This is a genomic window from Serratia surfactantfaciens (genome assembly GCF_001642805.2).
GTDB classification, from domain to species: domain Bacteria; phylum Pseudomonadota; class Gammaproteobacteria; order Enterobacterales; family Enterobacteriaceae; genus Serratia; species Serratia surfactantfaciens.
In genome coordinates this window covers 50,384-69,682 of the sequence record NZ_CP016948.1, presented here as the reverse complement: position 1 = coordinate 69,682, position 19,299 = coordinate 50,384, and the positions used below count along the sequence as shown (strand labels likewise).

The following is a 19,299-nucleotide window of genomic DNA, read 5'->3' as shown; positions in this document are numbered from 1 at the left end:
CATGGCCAAGACCTTATACCAGAAGCTGTACGACGCCCACGTGGTGCACGAAGCGCCGAACGAAACGCCGTTGCTGTATATCGACCGGCACCTGGTGCACGAAGTCACGTCGCCGCAGGCGTTCGACGGCCTGCGCGCCATGGGCCGCAAGGTACGCCAGCCCGGCAAAACCTTCGCCACCATGGATCACAACGTGTCGACCCAGACCAAAGACATCAACGCCAGCGGCGAAATGGCGCGTATCCAGATGCAGGAGCTGATCAAGAACTGCGCGGAATTCGGCGTTTCGCTGTATGACCTGAACCACCCGTTCCAGGGCATCGTGCACGTGATTGGGCCTGAACAAGGCATGACGCTGCCGGGCATGACCATCGTCTGCGGCGACTCGCACACCGCCACCCACGGCGCTTTCGGCTCTCTGGCGTTCGGCATCGGCACCTCGGAAGTGGAGCATGTGCTGGCGACCCAGACCCTGAAGCAGGGCCGCGCCAAAACCATGAAGATTGAAGTGACCGGCGACGCCGCCGAGGGCATTACCGCCAAAGACATCGTGCTGGCGGTGATCGGCAAAACCGGCAGCGCCGGCGGCACCGGCCACGTGGTGGAATTCTGCGGCAAGGCGATCGAAGCGTTGAGCATGGAAGGCCGCATGACCCTGTGCAACATGGCGATCGAAATGGGCGCCAAAGCCGGATTGGTGGCGCCGGACGACACCACCTTCGCCTACCTGAAGGGGCGCCAGTTTGCGCCAACCGGCGAAAACTGGGAGCAGGCGGTCGCTTACTGGCGTACGCTGAAGTCCGACGCCGACGCCCAATTCGATACCGTAGTGACGCTGCACGCCGAAGAGATCGCGCCGCAGGTCACCTGGGGCACCAACCCCGGCCAGGTGATCGCCGTCAATCAGGCGATCCCGGCGCCGGAATCGTTCAGCGATCCGGTCGAGCGCGCCTCCGCCGAGAAAGCGTTGGCCTACATGGATTTGAAACCGGGCATCAAATTGACCGAGGTGCCGATCGACAAAGTGTTCATCGGCTCCTGCACCAACTCACGCATCGAAGATCTGCGCGCGGCGGCGGCTATCGCCAAGGGGCGCAAGGTCGCCAGCGGCGTGCAGGCTATCGTAGTGCCTGGCTCCGGCCCGGTGAAGGCCCAGGCGGAAGCCGAAGGGTTGGACAAAATCTTTATCGAAGCCGGTTTCGAATGGCGTTTGCCGGGTTGCTCGATGTGCCTGGCGATGAACAACGACCGCCTGAATCCGGGCGAGCGCTGCGCATCCACCAGCAACCGTAACTTCGAAGGGCGTCAGGGCCGCGGTGGGCGCACCCACCTGGTCAGCCCGGCGATGGCCGCCGCGGCCGCCGTCGCCGGTCACTTCGCCGACATCCGTGATATTCACTAAGGGGCTAACGTGGCTAAATTTACTCAACATACCGGCTTAGTGGTGCCTTTGGATGCGGCCAACGTCGACACCGACGCCATTATTCCCAAGCAGTTTTTACAGAAGGTCACCCGCACCGGTTTCGGCCAGCACCTGTTCAACGACTGGCGCTTCCTCGACGACGCCGGCCAGCAACCGAACCCGGAGTTCGTGCTGAACAAACCGCGCTATAAAGGCGCCAGCATCCTGTTGGCGCGCGAAAACTTCGGCTGCGGCTCCTCGCGCGAACACGCCCCCTGGGCGCTGACCGACTACGGTTTCAAAGTGGTGATCGCGCCGAGCTTCGCCGATATCTTCTACGGCAACTCGTTCAACAACCAGCTGTTGCCGGTGACGCTGAGCGAGCAGCAGGTGGACGAGCTGTTCAAACTGGTGGACGCCAACGAGGGAACAGAGTTCGTGGTGGATCTGGAGAACCAGACGGTCAACGCCGGCGGCAAAAGCTATCCGTTCGAAATAGACAGCTTCCGCCGCCACTGCATGATCAACGGACTGGACAGCATCGGCCTGACGCTGCAGCACGAAGCGGACATCTCCCGCTACGAAGCGCAGCAGCCGGCATTTCTGAACTGATCCCTTTCACCCGCCGCCCGGCGGGTGAATTTTTTCCTCACCAGTAGCCCAGCAGCTTCCACCATGCCCCGCCGATCAGCATCCAGATCAGCAGGTTAACCACGCTCATCACCCATCCCGCTTTCCACCACTCCCCCAGCGTCACATAGCCGGAGCCGAAGATGATCGGCGCGGTGCCGGTGCCGTAATGGGTCAGCGACATCATCAGCGAAGAAGAGAACGCCAGGATCAGGCCCAGCAACGCCGGCGGCGCCCCGAGCGCGATGCCGGCGGCGAAGAAGGCGGCGAACATCGCCGTCACGTGCGCGGTGGTGCTGGCGAAGAAATAGTGAGAATACAAATAGATAATGGTCAGCAAGATCGTGCCGCCCACCCAACTCATGCCCATATGGTCGATGCCGTTGCCCACGGTTTGCGACAGCCAGCCTATTAGCCCCAGCTTGCCGAGGAAACTGGCCATCATCACCAGCGCCGAGAACCACACCACGGTATCCCAGGCGCCTTTATGTTTCAGCACGTCTTCCCAGCTCAGCACCCCGGTGGCCAGCAGCACCGCCAGGCCGATCAGCGCCGCCGTGGTGGGATTAACCGCCAACGCCGGGCCGAAGATCATCGCCGGGATGCCGGCCCATAGCACCAGCAGCAGCGCGAACACCCCGAGGGTGATTTTTTCCGGCAGCGTCACCGGCCCCAGCGCCTGCAGTTTTTCGCGCGCGAAGCGCGGCGCGTCCGGCGTACTTTTCACCTCGGGCGGATACAGCAGGTAAATAACCAGCGGCATCACGATCAGCGAACACAGCCCCGGCACCAGGGCGGCGACCGCCCACATCGACCAGGACAGTTCGAAGTTACCGTGGGTGCCCTTGGCGATCAGGCTGACGATCAGCGGGTTAGGCGCCGTGGCGGTGATAAACATCGCCGAGGTGACCGGGTTGATGTTGTAGTTCACCAGCGACAGATAGCGGCCAATCTTGCCGGAGGTATTAAGTTCGGGTTTAGAGCCGAAGCTGTCGGCGATCGACTTCATGATCGGGTGAATGATGCCGCCGCCGCGCGCGGTATTGCTCGGCGTCACCGGCGCCAGCGTGGTTTCCGCCAGCGTCAGCGCGTAGGCGATGCCCAGCGTTTTCTTGCCGAACAGCGAGATGAAATAGTAGCCGATGCGCGCGCCCAGTCCGGTTTTGTTCAGGCTGAGGGAGATCATGATCGAAAAGCCGATCAGCCAGATCAGCTGGTTGGAGAAGCCGCTGAGGGCGTCGTCCAGCGCCGCGCCCGGCTTGCCGGGGTTGGTGACGCCGGTCACCGCCACCAGAGCGATGGCGATCACCGAGACCGCACCGATCGGCATCGCCTTGCCTATGATGGCGATGATGGTACCGATAAACAGCGCCAGCAGCTGCCAGGCGTTGGGCGCAACGCCTTCGGGGACGGGAATGAGGAACCAGATGATCAGCGTGGCGGCGAGCGCGCACAGGGAAGGAAGCGGTTTGAGCGGTGTGAGTTTATCCATAACGTTCCCACTGTTCTAAACAACGAGGCGGCGTCTCAATAGCGAGACGGGCGTGGACGCAACGATCGCGCTCCATATGCCTTCAGCTTGGGCGTCCGGTTTAGCATTCTCAATGACTTGCATCAAGAATGCCGCCGTTTGACCTCACACTTCACGCACTTTGGCGCTCATCCAGAGCGCCGCCAGCGCCAGCAGCGCCGCCAGCCAGTACACCGAGTAGTGACCGAGGTTCTCCACCAGTGCGCCCTGCAGCACCCCGGCCAGGATCACCCCGGTGGAGATGCTGTTGGTGAACAGCGTGGTGGCGACGCCCGGTCGGCCCGGCATCAAATCTTGAAAATAGAGCATGCCGATACCGGCGACAATGCCGATAAACACCGCGTTGAGCAGCTGCAGAGCGAGCAGCGCCGGCTTGGTCGCCAACATCGTCAGCCCAAGGTAGAACAGCACGCCCGCCGTCACCGCCAACAGCATCATATTGCGTTTGCCGAAGCGCTTGACGTAGTAACCGGCCAGCAGCATCGCCGGGATTTCCAACCCGGCGGCGGTGCCCATCAACACGCCGGCCAGCCCTTCCGGCAGCCCGAGATCGGCGGTGATATACAGCGGCATGTCGATGATGTACAAGGTGTTGCAGGTCCACATCAGCATCGAAGCGATGAACAGCAGCCGCACGTCGCGATTGCGCCAGGCGCCGGCGGGCGCGATCGGCGCAGAGGCACCGCCATGCAGCTCATTGCGCTCCGCCGCGCGCGGCACCGATGGCAACGTGAACCACACCAGCAGCGCGCAAATCACGAAGGTGGCGGCGGCGATCAGAAACATCACGGTGAACCCATAATTCAGCGCCAACGCAAACGACAGCGGCGGGCCAATCACCCACGCCAGCGAAAGCTGGGCACGCATGACCGAACTGAACATCGCCACTTCACGCGCCTCGCTGTCGGCGTATTCACGCGCCAACGCGAAAATCTGCGGCATGCCGGTGTTGGCGATCGCCGACAGCAACACCCCGGCGGTGATCAGCGTCAGATAATCGCGATTGAAAGCGAACAACAGACAGTTGCCGACCGCCATCAGGCAGCACAGCAGGATCAATCGGCGTCGATCGCCGCGGGTGTCGGAGCGCTTGGCCAGCAGGAAGCTGACCAGGATGCCGGCCACCGCATTGGCGGTATAAAACAGCCCGACCCACAACGGCCGCACTTTCACCTCGGTGGTCAGAAACAGGCTGAGCGTCGGCGTCAGCAACGCGCCGGCGATGCCGGAAAGAAAAGCGATCAGCAGGAATGCGGCAAAGATGGGGTTGATGCGCAGTGTCAGCCGGCTCAGGCGTTGCATATCGTCTTCCCTGACCTCAAAACGAAAGTGAAACCTTAGGCCACGGCGAGAAAAATGCAAGCGCATCGCCCTGACCACGCATAAAAAAACCAGTGGGTCGCCCCACTGGCTGGTGAAACAGCACCATTACTCAGAAACTTGTCACCGCAGCCCCTACAGGTGCTCGCGGTACTGCTTGTCGGTCATCTCTTTGATGTCCCATTGCGTCAGGTGCGCCAGCATCGCCAGCCGCGCCTGTTCGGGCACCACGCTCAGCCAGTCGGCATGCTGACGGCGCACCGCGCGGAAATAGCGCTGATAGAACTGTTTGGATAAGAAAGCTTTCATCATTACGCCCTCCCCTTTCATTGATGAAAATTATCGGCGTAATATAGGGAAAGAAAAATTGACGACTTGAGGCGGGAGTGTTCCTCTTTTATGTCCACGTCCAGATTGCAGCAGCAGTTCATCCGTCTGTGGCAGCGCTGCCACGGTGAAACCACCGACACCACGCTGCAGGCGCTGGCGGAGGCGCTCAGCTGCTCGCGGCGGCATGTGCGCTCCCTGCTGAGTGCCATGCAACGGGAGGGTTGGCTCACCTGGCAGGCGGAATCGGGGCGCGGCAAGCGTTCGCGGCTCACCTTCCATTACACCGGCCTGGCGCTGCAGCAACAGCGGGCCGAGGAGCTGCTGGAACAGGATCGCATCGATCAGTTGGTGCAACTGGTAGGCGACAAAGACGTGGTACGCCAGATGCTGCTGTCGCAGCTGGGGCGCAGCTTCCGCCAGGGGAAACACATCCTGCGGGTGCTCTACTACCGGCAGCTGTACAACCTGCTGCCCGGCTCGGCGCTGCGGCGTTCGGAGACCCATTTGGCGCGCCAGATCTTCAACGGCCTGACGCGCATAAATGAGGAAAACGGGGAACTGGAGTCCGACCTGTCCCACCATTGGCAAATGCTGACGCCGCTGCACTGGCGGTTTTACCTGCGCCCGGCGATCCATTTTCATCACGGCCGCGAGCTGGAGATGGCGGACGTCATCAGTTCGCTTTCGCGTCTGACCTCGCAACCGCTGTTCTCGCATATCGAAAGCGTCACCTCGCCGACGCCGTTCGTTGTCGACGTGCATCTGCGCAGCGCCGATCACTGGCTGCCCTGGCTATTAGGCAGCGTACACGCCATGATCCTGCCGCGCGAATGGCGCGAGCTGCCGGACTTCGCCCGCCATCCGATCGGCACCGGCCCATACCGCGTGGTGCGCAATCTCCCCAGCCAGATGAAGATCCACGCCTTCGACGACTATTTCGGCTACCGGGCGCTGATCGATGAGGTGAATATCTGGGTGCTGCCGGAATTCTCCGAAGAGCTGGTGCACTCAGGCGTACAGCTGCAGGGCGATGAAACCGCCAACAATGAACTGGAAAGCCGGCTGGAAGAGGGCTGTTATTTCCTGCTGTTCGATCGGCGCTCCCCATTGGCGGCCGATCCCGCCATTCGCAGCTGGCTGTGCGAATTGATCAATCCCATTTCGCTGCTGAGCCACGCCGGGCCGCTCTATCAGCGCTACTGGTCGCCGGCGTACGGCCTGCTGCCGCGCTGGCACCACAACCGCGCGCTGGCGCAGCAGCCCAAGCCGCCGGGTCTGACCGAACTGACGATGACCCACTTCAATGAGCATTCGGAGTTTCACGCCATCCGTCAGGCGATCGAGCCGCTGCTGGCGCAGCACGGCATCCGCCTGATCGTGCAAAGCGTGGACTACGCCACCTGGCACCAGGGGGACGCGCGCAGCGATCTGTGGCTCGGCAGCGCCAACTTCTATCTGCCGCTGGAGTTTTCGCTGTTCGCCACACTGTATGAACTGCCGCTGATGCAGCACTGCATGAACGAGGATCTGGCGCAGGACGCCGCGCTGTGGCGAGCCAACCGCCTGCCGCTGGCGGAGTTTTGCCAACGTCTGGTCAGCGATCATCAACTGCATCCGCTGTTCCACCACTGGCTGCAGCTGCACGGCCAGCGCAGCATGCGCGGCGTGCGGATGAACACCCTCGGCTGGTTCGACTTCAAGTCCGCCTGGTTTGCCCCGCCGGAGGCATAAGCGCCTTTCGTCAAGGCCGGTTAATCTTTACAATAGCGCCGTCTCAACGGGGTGCGGAAATTCGCTGCGTATCACACGCCCGATTTTCCGCTGAGAGCACACCCGTCGAACCTGATCCGGTCAATACCGGCGGAGGGATTTGAGCCCAGCGAACCGGCGACGCCGCCTCGCCCCCTCAGATGCCCTTGCCCCTTATTTCTCAGGAGTGCAACGTGGTCAAAACATATCTGCCCTGCTTATTGCTGCTGTGCGCCGCGCCGGTGTTCGCCAAGCCAACGCTGACGGTTTACACCTACGATTCCTTCGCCGCCGACTGGGGCCCTGGCCCGGCGGTGAAGAAAGCCTTCGAGGCCGAGTGCGACTGTGAACTGAAGTTCGTCGCGCTGGAAGACGGCGTTTCGCTGCTGAACCGCCTGCGTATGGAAGGCAAGAACAGCGCCGCTGACGTGGTGCTGGGGTTGGACAACAACCTGTTGCAGGCGGCGCAGCAAACCGGCCTGTTCGCGCCGAGCGGCGTCGACACCGCCAGGCTGACGGTGCCGGGCGGCTGGCAGGACGCGACCTTCGTGCCTTACGACTACGGGTACTTCGCCTTCGTCTACAACAAAGAAAAACTGAAGAACCCGCCGAAAAGCCTGCAGGAGCTGGTCAGCAGCGATCGTAACTGGAAAGTGATCTACGAAGATCCGCGCACCAGCACGCCGGGGCTCGGCCTGCTGCTGTGGATGCAGAAAGTGTATGGCGACAAGGCGCCGGCCGCCTGGCAGCAGCTGGCGAAGAAGACCGTTACCGTCACCAAAGGCTGGAGTGAAGCCTACGGCCTGTTCCTGAAAGGCGAAGGCGATCTGGTGCTCAGCTACACCACCTCTCCCGCCTATCACCTGATCGCAGAGAAAAAAGACCTCTACGCCGCCGCCATGTTCAGCGAAGGCCACTACCTGCAGGTGGAAGTGGCCGGCAAGCTGAAGGCCGCCAAACAGCCCGAACTGGCGGAACGTTTCATGCAGTTCATGGTGACGCCGGCATTCCAGAACACCATCCCGACCGGCAACTGGATGTACCCGGTGATCAACACTCCGCTGCCCGTCGGCTTTGAACAGATGAACGTACCGCATACCGCGCTGCAGTACAGCGCCGAAGAGGTGGCCACACAACGCGGCGGCTGGATCCGGGCATGGCAAACCGCCGTCAGCCGCTGATCCCCCGCTGGCTCTGGCCGGGGCTGCTGGCCGCCAGCGTGATCCTGCTGGTCGCCGCGCTGGCGATGGGTTCGCTGTGGCGTCACGCGCCGGACAGCGACTGGCGCGGCCTTTGGCAGGACAGCTATCTGTGGCACGTGGTGCGCTTCACCTTTTGGCAGGCGCTGCTGTCGGCGCTGATCTCGGTGCTGCCCGCCATCCCGCTGGCGCGCGCGCTCTATCGCCGCCGTTTCCCCGGCCGGCAACTGCTGCTGCGGCTGTGCGCCATGACGCTGGTGCTGCCGGTGTTGGTGGCGGTATTCGGCCTGCTCAGCGTCTATGGGCGCCAGGGCTGGCTGGCGACGCTGTGCGGCTGGCTGGGCGTGGAGTATGGCTTCTCGCCTTACGGCCTGCAGGGCATTCTGCTGGCGCACCTGTTCTTTAACCTGCCGCTGGCGACCCGCCTGTTGCTGCAGGCGCTGGAGAATATTCCGGTGGAACAGCGCCAATTGGCCGCCCAACTGGGCATGAGCGGCTGGCAGCAGTTCCGCTTCGTCGAATGGCCGGCGCTGCGCCGCCAAATCCTGCCGAGCGGCGCGCTGATCTTCATGTTGTGCTTCGCCAGCTTCGCCACCGTGCTGTCGCTGGGCGGCGGGCCGCAGGCCACCACCATCGAACTGGCGATCTACCAGGCGCTGAGTTACGACTACGATCTGGGACGCGCCGCCATGCTGGCGCTGATCCAGCTGGGCTGTTGTCTCGGGCTGGTGTTGATCAGTCAGCGCCTGAGCCAGGCATTGCCGGTAGGGCATACCCACGCCCAGCGCTGGCGCAATCCGGAAGACAGCCTGTGGCGACGCATCGGCGATTCCCTGCTGATCGCCGCCGCGCTGTTGCTGTTGCTGCCGCCCTTGCTGGCGGTGATCGCCGATGGCACCAACCAGGCTATCCTCAGCGTACTGCGCCAGCCAGTGCTGTGGCAGGCCCTGTTCACGTCGCTGCGCATCGCCCTCGGCGCCGGGCTGCTGTGTGTGGCGCTCACCCTGATGCTGCTGTGGAGCAGCCGCGAGTTGAAGCTGCGGCAGCAGCTGCGCGGCGGCCAGGCGCTGGAGCTGAGCGGCATGGTGATCCTGGCGATGCCGGGCATCGTGCTGGCCACCGGCTTCTTCCTGCTGCTGAGCGATACCATCGGGTTGCCGCAGTCGCCCTATGCGTTGGTGATCCTCACCAATGCGCTGATGGCGGTGCCCTATGCGCTCAAGGTGTTGGAGAATCCGATGCGCGACCTCGCCGAACGTTACAACCCGCTGTGCCTGTCGCTGGATATCCGCGGCTGGCAACGGCTGCGGCTGATTGAGCTGCGCGCCTTGCGCCGCCCGCTGGCGCAGGCGCTGGCCTTCGCCTGCGTGCTGTCGATCGGCGATTTCGGCGTGGTCGCCTTGTTTGGCAACGAGCATTTCCGTACCCTGCCTTTTTATCTGTATCAGCAGATTGGCGCCTACCGCAGCCATGACGGCGCGGTGACCGCGCTGCTGTTGCTGCTGTTATGCTTCCTGCTGTTTACCCTGATCGAACGCTTACCGGGCCGCCATGCTGACGCTTGAAAAACTGACCTATCTGTATGACCACCTGCCGATGCGCTTTGACCTGCGCATCCAGCCGGGCGAGCGCGTCGCGGTGCTCGGCCCCAGCGGCGCCGGCAAAAGCACCTTGCTGAGCCTGATCGCCGGTTTTCTGCCGGCGGCCAGCGGCCGGCTGCTGCTGAACGGTGAGGATCACACCGCCACACCGCCGGCCAAACGGCCGGTGTCGATGCTGTTTCAGGAAAACAATCTGTTCGCGCACCTGACGGTGGCGCAGAACATCGGATTGGGGTTGGATCCCGGCCTGCGCTTGAACGCGCAGCAGCGCCAACAGCGGGCGCAAATCGCCCGGCAAGTCGGCCTGGAAGAGCATCTGGAACGCCTGCCGTCGCAACTTTCGGGCGGCCAGCGTCAGCGCGCCGCGCTGGCGCGCTGTTTGATTCGCCAGCGGCCGATCCTGCTGCTCGACGAACCCTTCTCGGCGCTCGACCCGGCGCTGCGCAACGAGATGCTGCAACTGCTGCGGACGGTGTGCGAACAGCGCAACCTGACGCTGCTGATGGTATCGCACAACCTCGACGACGCCGCGCGCATCGCGCCGCGCACGCTGCTGGTGGTCGACGGCCGCATCTACTACGACGGCCCGACGCAGGCCCTGCTGGACGGCAGCGCGCCCGAAGCGCGCGTGCTGGGCATTTCGGGTAAAGCGTGATCTGACGCTCGTTTTTTATGCTGCGCCAATAAACCTGTTGTGCGAATTTTGCGCCTGTGTTTTTATAAAAACCTGACTTTTTTTACTGATGATAAGGTTCCCTGTGATCGCATCCTCGCTGACTTCGACCCTACTAGTTACCGCGCTACCAGCCGCGGTGGTCGTCGTGCGTGTGGTGGTGGTCGTCGGCAATGCGCCGTAGGGTCCGAATCAACGCATCGATTCCCAAACCCCGCCGGCGCAAACCGGGCGGGGTTTCTTGTTTTAGCACCCTGCCCAGCAAAGCTCACCGGCCTTGAGAAAGGACAGGAACATGGCAACTTCGGGCACGCCTCAACCGGGCACCAGCTTTACCGGCGCACAATTGATCGTTCATCTGCTGGAGCGTCAGGGCATCACTACCGTCGCCGGCATTCCCGGCGGCGCCGCGCTGCCGCTGTATGACGCGCTGAGCCAAAGCACCCGCATTCACCACGTGCTGGCGCGCCACGAACAGGGCGCGGGCTTTATGGCGCAGGGTATGGCGCGCGCCAACGGCAAGGCGGCGGTGTGCATCGCCTCCAGCGGGCCGGGCGCCACCAACCTGGTTACCGCCATCGCCGACGCCAAGCTCGATTCCATTCCGCTGGTGTGCATCACCGGGCAGGTGCCCTCCTCAATGATCGGCACCGACGCTTTCCAGGAAGTGGACACCTACGGCATTTCCATCCCGATCACCAAGCACAACCATCTGGTGCGTGATATCCGCGAGCTGCCGCAGGTGATCGGCGACGCGTTCCGCATCGCCGAGTCAGGCCGCCCAGGCCCGGTCTGGATCGATGTGCCGAAAGACGTGCAAACCGCCACCATCACGCTGGAAGAGCTGCCGCCGATCGCCGTGCCGGACGCCGCCCCGAGCTTCGATCCGGCACTGGTTTCGCAGGCCGCCGCGATGATCAATCAGGCAAAACGCCCGATCCTTTACCTAGGCGGCGGCATCATCTGCGCCGACGCCCACCGGCAGGCGCTGGAACTGGCCGAGCGCGCCAGCCTGCCCACCACCATGACGCTGATGGCGCTGGGCGCGATGCCGGTGGAACACCCGCTGTCGCTGGGCATGCTGGGCATGCACGCGGCGCGCAGCACCAACTTCATTCTGCAGGAGGCCGATCTGCTGATCGTGCTGGGCGCGCGTTTCGACGACCGGGCAATCGGCAAAACCGAGCAGTTCTGCCCTAACGCCGCCATCATTCACGTGGATATCGATCGCGCCGAGCTGGGCAAGGTCAAACAGGCCAACGTGGCGATCCATGCCGACGTCGGCCAGGTGCTGCAACAGTTGCTGCCGCAGATCGACACGCAGCCGCGCAGCGCGTGGCTGAACACCGTCAATGACCTGAAGCGCGAATTCCCGTTCAACATGCCGAACGCCGACGATCCGCTGAGCCATTACGGCCTGGTGCTGGCCGCCGCGCGCTGCGTGGACGACAACGCCATCATCACCACCGACGTGGGCCAGCATCAGATGTGGGTGGCGCAGGCCTATCCGCTGAGCCGGCCGCGCCAGTGGCTGACTTCGGGCGGCCTGGGCACCATGGGCTTCGGCCTGCCGGCGGCTATCGGCGCGGCGTTGGCGGAGCCCGAGCGCAAAGTGCTGTGCTTCTCCGGCGACGGCAGCCTGATGATGAACATTCAGGAAATGGCCACCGCGGTCGAGCACGATCTGGACGTGAAAATCATTTTGATGAACAACCAGGCGCTGGGGCTGGTGCACCAGCAGCAAACCCTGTTCTACCAGCAGCGCATCTTCGCCGCCGCCTATCCGAAGCGCACCGACTTCCTGAAAATCGCCGCCGGATTCGGGTTGGATACCTGCGATCTGAATGCTGCGGAAGATCCGCAGGCGGCGCTGGCCGAGGCGATCCAACGACCGGGCCCCTGTCTGATCCACGCGCTGATAGATATTAATGAAAAAGTGTTCCCGATGGTGCCGCCGGGCGCCGCCAACATCGACATGATTGGAGAATAAGCCATGCTGCAACCACAAGATAAACCCCAGGTGATCCTGGAGCTGGCGGTGCGCAACCATCCCGGCGTGATGTCGCACGTTTGCGGGCTGTTCGCTCGCCGCGCGTTCAACGTCGAAGGCATTTTGTGTTTGCCGTTGAAAGACGGCCAGCAAAGCCGCATTTGGCTACTGGTCGCCGACGATCAGCGGCTGGAGCAGATGATAAGCCAGGTGGAAAAGCTGGAGGATGTGCTGCAGGTGAAGCGCCACAGCGAAGACGTGCGGGTATTTGAACAGCTGGAAGCGTTCTTCCAGTAAGGCGAACGGGGGCTTTCGCCCCCCTTTTGTCATTGACCCGACAACACCTTCCACAGCAGGTGGCGATACACCGGCATCAGCGGCTGCTGGCTCAGCGCATAACCGGCCACCAGTGCCACCAGCCAACTCAATCCGCACACCACGCGCAGCCGCAGCGGCGTCAGCCAACGGCTCAGCCGATCGGCGTTGCGCTTGCCCTCACGCCACCAGCGCCAGCTCAACCATACCGCCAGCCAGACAAGCAGCGCCGCCGCAAGCAGCAGCCACTTGAACATCGCGCTGTCGGCACCAGCGGGAATATCGATCGCCACGCCCGCCAGAATGCCGGGGAAGAAATAAACCGGCGGCCAGGTCAGGCAACCGATGATGTTCGGCAGCGCGAACTTGTACGGCGGCAGATCGAGCATGCCGGCCACCATCGGCACCAGCGGGCGCGTCGGGCCGACGAAACGGCCGATCAGAATGGTCGCCATGCTGTGCTGGTGCAAGGCGTGCTCGGTTTTATCGAGCAGCGCCTTGTTCTTCTTCAGGAAAGACCAACGGTGTAAAGGCCCCTTGAACGCGCGGCCGACGAAATAAGAGATCCAGTCGCCGAGCAGGCAGCCGACGATGCCCGCCGCCCAGGCGTAGTAAAAGTCCACCTTGCCGCTGCCGATCAACGCGCCGATGCTGGCCATCATCACCGTGCCGGGCAGCAGCAGCCCCACCAGCGCCAGCGACTCCAGAAAAGCGACCAGCAGGACGACCATCAGGGTGAAAGCCAGTGACTGGGTGATCAAATCTTGTAAATAGGCTTCCATTACACCTCTGTGGATTATTCGGGCCAAACGGGCGGAGGATTTTCCAGTGCCGCCGCAGACGAGTCAATCGATGAATTGTATGCGTATTTGGCAACACCGCGCGGCAATGGACAATCACTGTATAAAAACCCATACTATAATTTATCTATATTAGCGCCAAAACCGACATCTCGCTGAATGTCGCGCACGCCACCCGGCGGAAGACGAAGGGGTTATGACAGCACTGCAACAGGGTTTCCTGCTCACTCGCCACTGGCGCGACACGCCCACCGGCACCGAGGTCGAATTTTGGCTGGCGACCGACGCGGGCCCGCGTCAGCTGCGTCTGTCGCCGCAAACCTCGGTGGCGTTTATCCCCGCCGAACACCGGCAGCGCGCGGAACTGCTGCTGCGGGAAGAGCGGCAAGTCGAACTGAAACCGCTGGCACTGACGGATTTTCACCACCGCCCGATGCTGGGGCTTTACTGCCGCCAGCACCGTCAGCTCATCAAGCTGGAAAAACTGCTGCGGGAAGGCGGCGTTGCGGTCTACGAGGCCGACATTCGCCCACCGGAGCGCTACCTGATGGAGCGCTTCATCACCGCGCCGGTGTGGTTCAACGGCAACCCCAACGGCGGCGGCCTGTTGCTCAACGGCCAGATGAAGCCGGCGCCGGAGTACCGCCCAACGCTCAAGCTGGTATCGCTGGATATCGAGACCACCGCCCACGGCGAACTTTACTCCATCGCGCTGGAAGGCTGCGGCCAGCGGCAGGTGTACATGCTGGGGCCGGCCAACGGCGGCGATGAGCCGCTGGATTTCGATCTGGAATATTGCGCCAGCCGCCCCCAACTGCTGGAACGGTTGAACGCCTGGCTGGAACGCCACGATCCCGACGCCATCATCGGCTGGAACCTGGTGCAGTTCGATCTGCGGGTGCTGCAAAAGCACGCCGAGCGCTACCAGATCCCGCTGCGGCTGGGGCGCGGCGGCAACCTGCTGGAGTGGCGCGAGCACGGCTTCAAACAGAACCACTTTTTCGCCGCCGCCGCCGGCCGGCTGATCATCGACGGCATCGAAGCGCTGAAATCCGCCACCTGGAACTTTCCCTCCTTCAGCCTGGAATACGTTTCACAGGAACTGTTGGGTGAAGGCAAGGCGATCGACAACCCTTATCAGCGCATGGCGGAGATCGACCGGCGCTTCGCTGAAGACAAGCCGGCGCTGGCCCGCTACAACCTGAAGGACTGCGAGTTGGTGACGCGCATCTTCGCCAAGGCCGATCTGCTGAACTTCCTGCTGGAGCGCGCCACCGTCACCGGGCTGGCGGCCGATCGCAGCGGCGGCTCGGTGGCGGCCTTCAGCCACCTCTATATGCCGCGTATGCATCGCCTGGGCTTTGTCGCCCCCAACCTCGGCGAACAGCCGGAGGAGCACAGCCCCGGCGGCTTCGTGATGGATTCGCGGCCCGGCCTGTACGACTCGGTGCTGGTGCTGGACTATAAAAGCCTGTACCCGTCGATCATCCGCACCTTCCTGATCGATCCGGTCGGGCTGGTGGAGGGCATGCGCCATCCAGGCGACGCCGACTCGGTGCCCGGCTTTCGCAACGCCCGCTTCTCGCGCAGCAAACACTGCCTGCCGGCGATCGTCGAGCAGATCTGGCAGGGCCGCGAGGCCGCCAAACGCCAGCACAACAAGCCCCTGTCGCAGGCGCTGAAAATCATCATGAACGCGCTGTATGGCGTGCTGGGATCGAGCGGCTGCCGCTTCTTCGATCCGCGGCTGGCGTCGTCGATCACCCTGCGTGGCCACGAGATCATGCGGCAAACCCGCGAGCTGATCGAAGCCGAAGGCTACCAGGTAATTTACGGCGATACCGACTCCACCTTCGTGTGGCTGAAACAGCCGCATGACGAGCAACAGGCGGCGCAGATCGGCCGGGCGCTGGTGCAACGGGTCAACGCCTGGTGGCGGCAACAGCTGCAGCAGCAGTTCGGGCTGGAGAACGCGCTGGAGCTGGAGTTCGAAACCCACTACTCCCGTTTCCTGATGCCGACCATTCGCGGCGCCGAACAGGGCAGCAAAAAACGCTACGCCGGCCTGATCGCACGCGCCGACGGCGAGGAAGAGATGGTGTACAAAGGGCTGGAAACGGTGCGCACCGACTGGACGCCGCTGGCGCAGCAGTTCCAGCAACAGCTCTATCAGCGCATCTTCAAACGGCAGCCCTATCAGGACTATGTGCGCGACTACGTCGGCAAAACCCTGAACGGCGACTTCGACGATCAGCTGGTGTACCGCAAACGCCTGCGCAGAAAGCTCGACGACTATCAGCGCAACGTGCCGCCACATGCCCGCGCCGCGCGCATCGCCGACGACTACAACCGCCAACAAGGGCGGCCGCTGCAGTATCAGAACGGCGGCTGGATCAGCTACGTGATGACCGTGGCCGGGCCGGAACCGCTGGAAACCCGCCATTCGCCCATCGACTATCAGCATTACCTCGAACGTCAGCTGCAACCGGTGGCAGACGCTATACTCCCTTTCTTGCACGACGATTTCACCACGCTGGTCACCGGGCAAATGGGGCTGTTTTGAGATTGCGCCAGGTTAAGAAAAATCATCGGGTTTTGCAGGTGACGAACGCGCCGCCTTCCATTACCATAGCGCCCTTCCCAAAACTGAACCACGCTTAGCCCTGCCGTCTCGCGACGTCTGCATGGCGTGAACGGCTATTGCCCGCCAAATTTAAAACAAACCGGGATTAGCTGACGTTCAGTACAGGTGCCGCGGCCTTTCCCGCCCGGTAACAAGACTTACTTACAAAGAATCGAGCCGACAATATATGCCTTTTACTCTTGGTCAACGCTGGATCAGCGACACGGAAAGCGAATTAGGATTGGGAACCGTCGTGGCGCTGGATGCGCGCATGATTACCCTGCTTTTCCCCGCCACCGGTGAAAACCGCCTCTATGCCAGAAACGATTCGCCGATCACCCGCGTGATGTTCAACCCGGGCGATACCGTCAGCAGCCACGAGGGCTGGCAGCTGCAGGTGGAAGAGGTGAAAGAGGAAAACGGTCTGTTGACCTATATCGGCACCCGTCTGGACACCCAGGAAAGCGGCGTGGCGATGCGCGAAGTGCTGCTGGACAGCAAACTGACCTTCAGCAAACCGCAGGATCGTCTGTTCGCCGGCCAGATCGACCGCATGGACCGTTTCGCGCTGCGTTTTCGCGCGCGCAAATACCAGAGCGAGCAGTATCGCCTGCCGTTCGCCGGCCTGCGCGGCATGCGCGCCAGTCTGATCCCGCACCAGCTGCACATCGCCCATGAAGTCGGCCAGCGCCATGCGCCGCGCGTTCTGCTCGCGGACGAAGTCGGCCTCGGCAAAACCATCGAAGCCGGCATGATCATCCACCAGCAGCTGCTGGCGGGCCGCGCCGAGCGCGTGCTGATCGTGGTGCCGGAAACGCTGCAGCACCAGTGGCTGGTGGAGATGATGCGCCGCTTCAACCTCTACTTCTCGCTGTTTGACGACAGCCGCTACGCCGAAGCCAAGCTCGACAGCAGCAACCCGTTCGAGACCGAACAGCTGGTGATCTGCTCGCTGGACTTCGTGCGCCGCAACAAGCAGCGTCTGGAAGAGCTGGCGGACGCCCAGTGGGACCTGCTGGTGGTCGATGAAGCGCACCACCTGGCCTGGAGCGAAGAAGCGCCGAGCCGCGAATATCAGGTGATCGAACAGCTGGCCGAGCATATCCCCGGCGTGTTGCTGCTGACCGCCACCCCGGAACAGCTCGGCCAACAGAGCCACTTTGCGCGCCTGCGCCTGCTCGATCCAAACCGTTTCCACGACTACGGCGAGTTCGTCGCCGAGCAGCAGAAATACCGTCCGGTGGCCGACGCCGTCACCCTGTTGCTGAGCGGTGAGCGCCTGGCTGACGACAAGCTGAACCTGCTGGGCGAGCTGATCGACGAGCAGGACATCGAGCCGCTGCTCAAAGCCGCCAACAGCGAAGGCGACAACGCCGAGCAGGCGCGCCAGGAGCTGGTTTCGATGCTGATGGATCGCCACGGCACCAGCCGTGTGCTGTTCCGCAACACCCGTAACGGCGTGAAGGGCTTCCCGCACCGCAACCTGCACCAGATCAAGCTGCCGTTGCCGACCCAGTATCAGACCGCGATCAAAGTCTCCGGCATCATGGGCGCTAAAAAGTCCGTCGAAGCCCGTGCGCGCGACATGCTGTACCCGGAGCAAATCTACCAGGAATTCGAAGGCGAAAACGCCACCTGGTGGAACTTCGACCCGCGCGTCGAATGGCTGCTGGATTACCTGCTGGCCAACCGCAACGAAAAAGTGCTGGTGATCTGCGCCAAGGCCGACACTGCGCTGCAGCTGGAGCAGGTGCTGCGCGAACGTGAAGCGATCCGCGCCGCGGTGTTCCACGAAGGGCTGTCGATCATCGAGCGCGACCGCGCCGCCGCCTACTTCGCCTCCGAAGAGGAAGGCGCGCAGGTGCTGCTGTGTTCCGAGATCGGTTCCGAAGGCCGCAACTTCCAGTTCGCCAGCCAGCTGGTGATGTTCGATCTGCCGTTCAACCCGGACCTGCTGGAGCAGCGTATCGGCCGTCTGGACCGTATAGGCCAGATGCACGACATCCAGATCATGGTGCCTTACCTGGAGCACACCGCGCAGGCGGTGCTGGGCCGCTGGTTCCACGAAGGGCTGGACGCCTTCGAGCACACCTGCCCGACCGGCCGCACCATCTACGACAGCTGCTATGAGCAGTTGATCGGTTTTCTGGCCGCGCCGACCGAGCAGGAAGGGCTGGACGAATTCATCCACGCCTGCCGCCAACAGCACGATCAATTGAAAGCGCAGTTGGAACAGGGGCGCGACCGCCTGCTGGAGATGCACTCCAACGGCGGCGATAAAGCCCAGGCGCTGGCCGCCGCCATCGCCGAGCAGGATAACGACGTCAACCTGGTGGGCTTTGCGCTCAACCTGTTCGACATCGTCGGCATCAATCAGGAAGACCGCAGCGACAACCTGATCGTGCTGACGCCGTCCGACCATATGCTGGTGCCGGACTTCCCGGGCCTGCCGCAGGACGGCTGCACCGTCACCTTCGACCGCGATCAGGCGCTGTCGCGCGAAGACGCGCAGTTCGTCAGCTGGGAACACCCGATCATTCGCAACGGCCTGGATCTGATCCTGTCCGGCGATACCGGCAGCTGTGCGGTGTCCCTGTTGAAAAACAAAGCGTTGCCGGTCGGCACCCTGCTGGTTGAGCTGGTGTACGTGGTGGAAGCCCAGGCGCCGAAGCACCTGCAGCTGACCCGCTTCCTGCCGCCGACGCCGATCCGCATGCTGATGGATCGCAAGGGCACCAACCTGGCGGCGCAGGTCGAGTTCGAAAGCTTCAACCGCCAGTTGAACGCGGTCAACCGCCACACCTCCAGCAAGCTGGTCAACGCCGTGCAGCAAGACGTGCACGCCATGCTGCAGCAGGCGGAAAGCCTGGTCGAAGCACAGGCGCGCACGCTTATCGAGCAAGCCAAACAAGAGGCGGACGACAAGCTGAGCGCCGAGCTGACGCGTCTGGAAGCGCTGAAAGCGGTCAACCCGAACATTCGCGACGACGAAGTCGAAACGCTGGAGTTCAACCGCCGTCAGGTGCTGGCCAACCTCAATGAAGCCGGCTGGCGCCTGGATGCCATTCGTCTGGTGGTGGTCACCCACCAGTAACCGGCGCGACGCGGGGAGGCAGCCGCCTCCCCGTTCGGCCCT

Annotated in this window: 15 protein-coding genes and 1 riboswitch; of the genes, 11 read left to right on the top strand and 4 right to left on the bottom strand. The window is 62.8% G+C overall.

All coding sequences use genetic code 11. From position 1 onward, the window contains the following. Window position 1 precedes the first annotated feature (1 nt). Together leuC and leuD are read left to right on the top strand one after the other, a co-directional pair. Window positions 2-1,402 carry a 3-isopropylmalate dehydratase large subunit gene (gene leuC, locus ATE40_RS00270; protein WP_044029698.1) on the top strand — a complete coding sequence of 467 codons (1,401 nt, stop codon included), beginning with the start codon at window positions 2-4 and terminating at the stop codon, window positions 1,400-1,402. A 9-nt stretch (window positions 1,403-1,411) separates the two neighbouring features. Further along, window positions 1,412-2,014 carry a 3-isopropylmalate dehydratase small subunit gene (gene leuD, locus ATE40_RS00265; protein ID WP_025159634.1) on the top strand — a complete coding sequence of 201 codons (603 nt, stop codon included), beginning with the start codon at window positions 1,412-1,414 and terminating at the stop codon, window positions 2,012-2,014. A gap of 37 nt (window positions 2,015-2,051) precedes the next feature. Here the strand turns inward: leuD and ATE40_RS00260 are convergent, their stop codons facing one another. From ATE40_RS00260 to sgrT, 3 genes are all read right to left on the bottom strand, one after another. Next, window positions 2,052-3,524: a DASS family sodium-coupled anion symporter gene (locus ATE40_RS00260; protein ID WP_063918151.1), complete on the bottom strand. Its 1,473-nt coding sequence runs from the start codon at window positions 3,522-3,524 to the stop codon at window positions 2,052-2,054. 144 nt (window positions 3,525-3,668) lie between these two features. Then, entirely contained in the window at window positions 3,669-4,865 is a 1,197-nt protein-coding gene (locus ATE40_RS00255) for a sugar efflux transporter (protein ID WP_019455055.1), read from the bottom strand. A gap of 153 nt (window positions 4,866-5,018) precedes the next feature. Continuing rightward, window positions 5,019-5,195: a glucose uptake inhibitor SgrT gene (sgrT, locus tag ATE40_RS23955; protein ID WP_019455054.1), complete on the bottom strand. Its 177-nt coding sequence runs from the start codon at window positions 5,193-5,195 to the stop codon at window positions 5,019-5,021. A gap of 87 nt (window positions 5,196-5,282) precedes the next feature. Here sgrT and sgrR point away from each other — a divergent pair, with 87 nt between their 5' ends. From sgrR to ilvN, 7 genes are all read left to right on the top strand, one after another. Beyond that, window positions 5,283-6,944, top strand: coding sequence for an HTH-type transcriptional regulator SgrR (sgrR, locus tag ATE40_RS00250; RefSeq protein ID WP_063918150.1), 1,662 nt, complete (start codon window positions 5,283-5,285; stop codon window positions 6,942-6,944). A 37-nt stretch (window positions 6,945-6,981) separates the two neighbouring features. Beyond that, window positions 6,982-7,100, top strand: a riboswitch (TPP riboswitch). A 56-nt stretch (window positions 7,101-7,156) separates the two neighbouring features. Further along, window positions 7,157-8,143 carry a thiamine ABC transporter substrate binding subunit gene (thiB, locus tag ATE40_RS00245; RefSeq protein ID WP_063918149.1) on the top strand — a complete coding sequence of 329 codons (987 nt, stop codon included), beginning with the start codon at window positions 7,157-7,159 and terminating at the stop codon, window positions 8,141-8,143. Continuing rightward, window positions 8,119-9,726: a thiamine/thiamine pyrophosphate ABC transporter permease ThiP gene (gene thiP / locus ATE40_RS00240; protein WP_063918148.1), complete on the top strand. Its 1,608-nt coding sequence runs from the start codon at window positions 8,119-8,121 to the stop codon at window positions 9,724-9,726. Before thiB ends, thiP begins: the two co-directional genes overlap by 25 nt. Continuing rightward, entirely contained in the window at window positions 9,713-10,417 is a 705-nt protein-coding gene (gene thiQ, locus ATE40_RS00235) for a thiamine ABC transporter ATP-binding protein ThiQ (RefSeq protein WP_063918147.1), read from the top strand. The genes thiP and thiQ overlap by 14 nt, the downstream gene beginning before the upstream one ends. 88 nt (window positions 10,418-10,505) lie before the next feature. Continuing rightward, window positions 10,506-10,619: an ilvB operon leader peptide IvbL gene (gene ivbL, locus ATE40_RS24535; RefSeq protein ID WP_154747116.1), complete on the top strand. Its 114-nt coding sequence runs from the start codon at window positions 10,506-10,508 to the stop codon at window positions 10,617-10,619. A gap of 111 nt (window positions 10,620-10,730) precedes the next feature. Next, a complete protein-coding gene (gene ilvB, locus ATE40_RS00230) occupies window positions 10,731-12,425 on the top strand; it encodes an acetolactate synthase large subunit (RefSeq protein ID WP_019455049.1) in 1,695 nt (564 codons plus the stop codon). 3 nt (window positions 12,426-12,428) lie between these two features. Continuing rightward, window positions 12,429-12,722, top strand: coding sequence for an acetolactate synthase small subunit (gene ilvN / locus ATE40_RS00225; RefSeq protein ID WP_016929110.1), 294 nt, complete (start codon window positions 12,429-12,431; stop codon window positions 12,720-12,722). A gap of 29 nt (window positions 12,723-12,751) precedes the next feature. On the opposite strand, the gene ATE40_RS00220 is transcribed toward ilvN, so the two are convergent. Continuing rightward, complete coding sequence (locus ATE40_RS00220; protein ID WP_063918146.1) at window positions 12,752-13,522, bottom strand: DedA family protein; 771 nt, start codon at window positions 13,520-13,522, stop codon at window positions 12,752-12,754. 214 nt (window positions 13,523-13,736) lie between these two features. Here ATE40_RS00220 and ATE40_RS00215 point away from each other — a divergent pair, with 214 nt between their 5' ends. Together ATE40_RS00215 and rapA are read left to right on the top strand one after the other, a co-directional pair. Then, window positions 13,737-16,103 (top strand): DNA polymerase II, encoded by a 2,367-nt coding sequence (locus ATE40_RS00215; RefSeq protein ID WP_063918145.1) that lies wholly within the window; start codon window positions 13,737-13,739, stop codon window positions 16,101-16,103. Between the two features lie 247 nt (window positions 16,104-16,350). After that, window positions 16,351-19,257 carry an RNA polymerase-associated protein RapA gene (gene rapA / locus ATE40_RS00210; protein WP_063918144.1) on the top strand — a complete coding sequence of 969 codons (2,907 nt, stop codon included), beginning with the start codon at window positions 16,351-16,353 and terminating at the stop codon, window positions 19,255-19,257. Window positions 19,258-19,299 lie beyond the last annotated feature (42 nt).

Bases quoted from the DNA above. Each gene is read 5' to 3' on its own strand.
- leuC (WP_044029698.1), top strand. From the start codon at position 2: ATGGCCAAGACCTTATACCAGAAGCTGTACGACGCCCACGTGGTGCAC.
- sgrR (WP_063918150.1), top strand. From the start codon at position 5,283: ATGTCCACGTCCAGATTGCAGCAGCAGTTCATCCGTCTGTGGCAGCGC.
- thiP (WP_063918148.1), top strand. From the start codon at position 8,119: ATGGCAAACCGCCGTCAGCCGCTGATCCCCCGCTGGCTCTGGCCGGGG.
- ATE40_RS00260 (WP_063918151.1), bottom strand. From the start codon at position 3,524: ATGGATAAACTCACACCGCTCAAACCGCTTCCTTCCCTGTGCGCGCTC.
- ilvN (WP_016929110.1), top strand. From the start codon at position 12,429: ATGCTGCAACCACAAGATAAACCCCAGGTGATCCTGGAGCTGGCGGTG.
- ivbL (WP_154747116.1), top strand. From the start codon at position 10,506: ATGATAAGGTTCCCTGTGATCGCATCCTCGCTGACTTCGACCCTACTA.
- rapA (WP_063918144.1), top strand. From the start codon at position 16,351: ATGCCTTTTACTCTTGGTCAACGCTGGATCAGCGACACGGAAAGCGAA.
- ilvB (WP_019455049.1), top strand. From the start codon at position 10,731: ATGGCAACTTCGGGCACGCCTCAACCGGGCACCAGCTTTACCGGCGCA.
- ATE40_RS00215 (WP_063918145.1), top strand. From the start codon at position 13,737: ATGACAGCACTGCAACAGGGTTTCCTGCTCACTCGCCACTGGCGCGAC.
- ATE40_RS00220 (WP_063918146.1), bottom strand. From the start codon at position 13,522: ATGGAAGCCTATTTACAAGATTTGATCACCCAGTCACTGGCTTTCACC.
- ATE40_RS00255 (WP_019455055.1), bottom strand. From the start codon at position 4,865: ATGCAACGCCTGAGCCGGCTGACACTGCGCATCAACCCCATCTTTGCC.
- thiQ (WP_063918147.1), top strand. From the start codon at position 9,713: ATGCTGACGCTTGAAAAACTGACCTATCTGTATGACCACCTGCCGATG.
- sgrT (WP_019455054.1), bottom strand. From the start codon at position 5,195: ATGATGAAAGCTTTCTTATCCAAACAGTTCTATCAGCGCTATTTCCGC.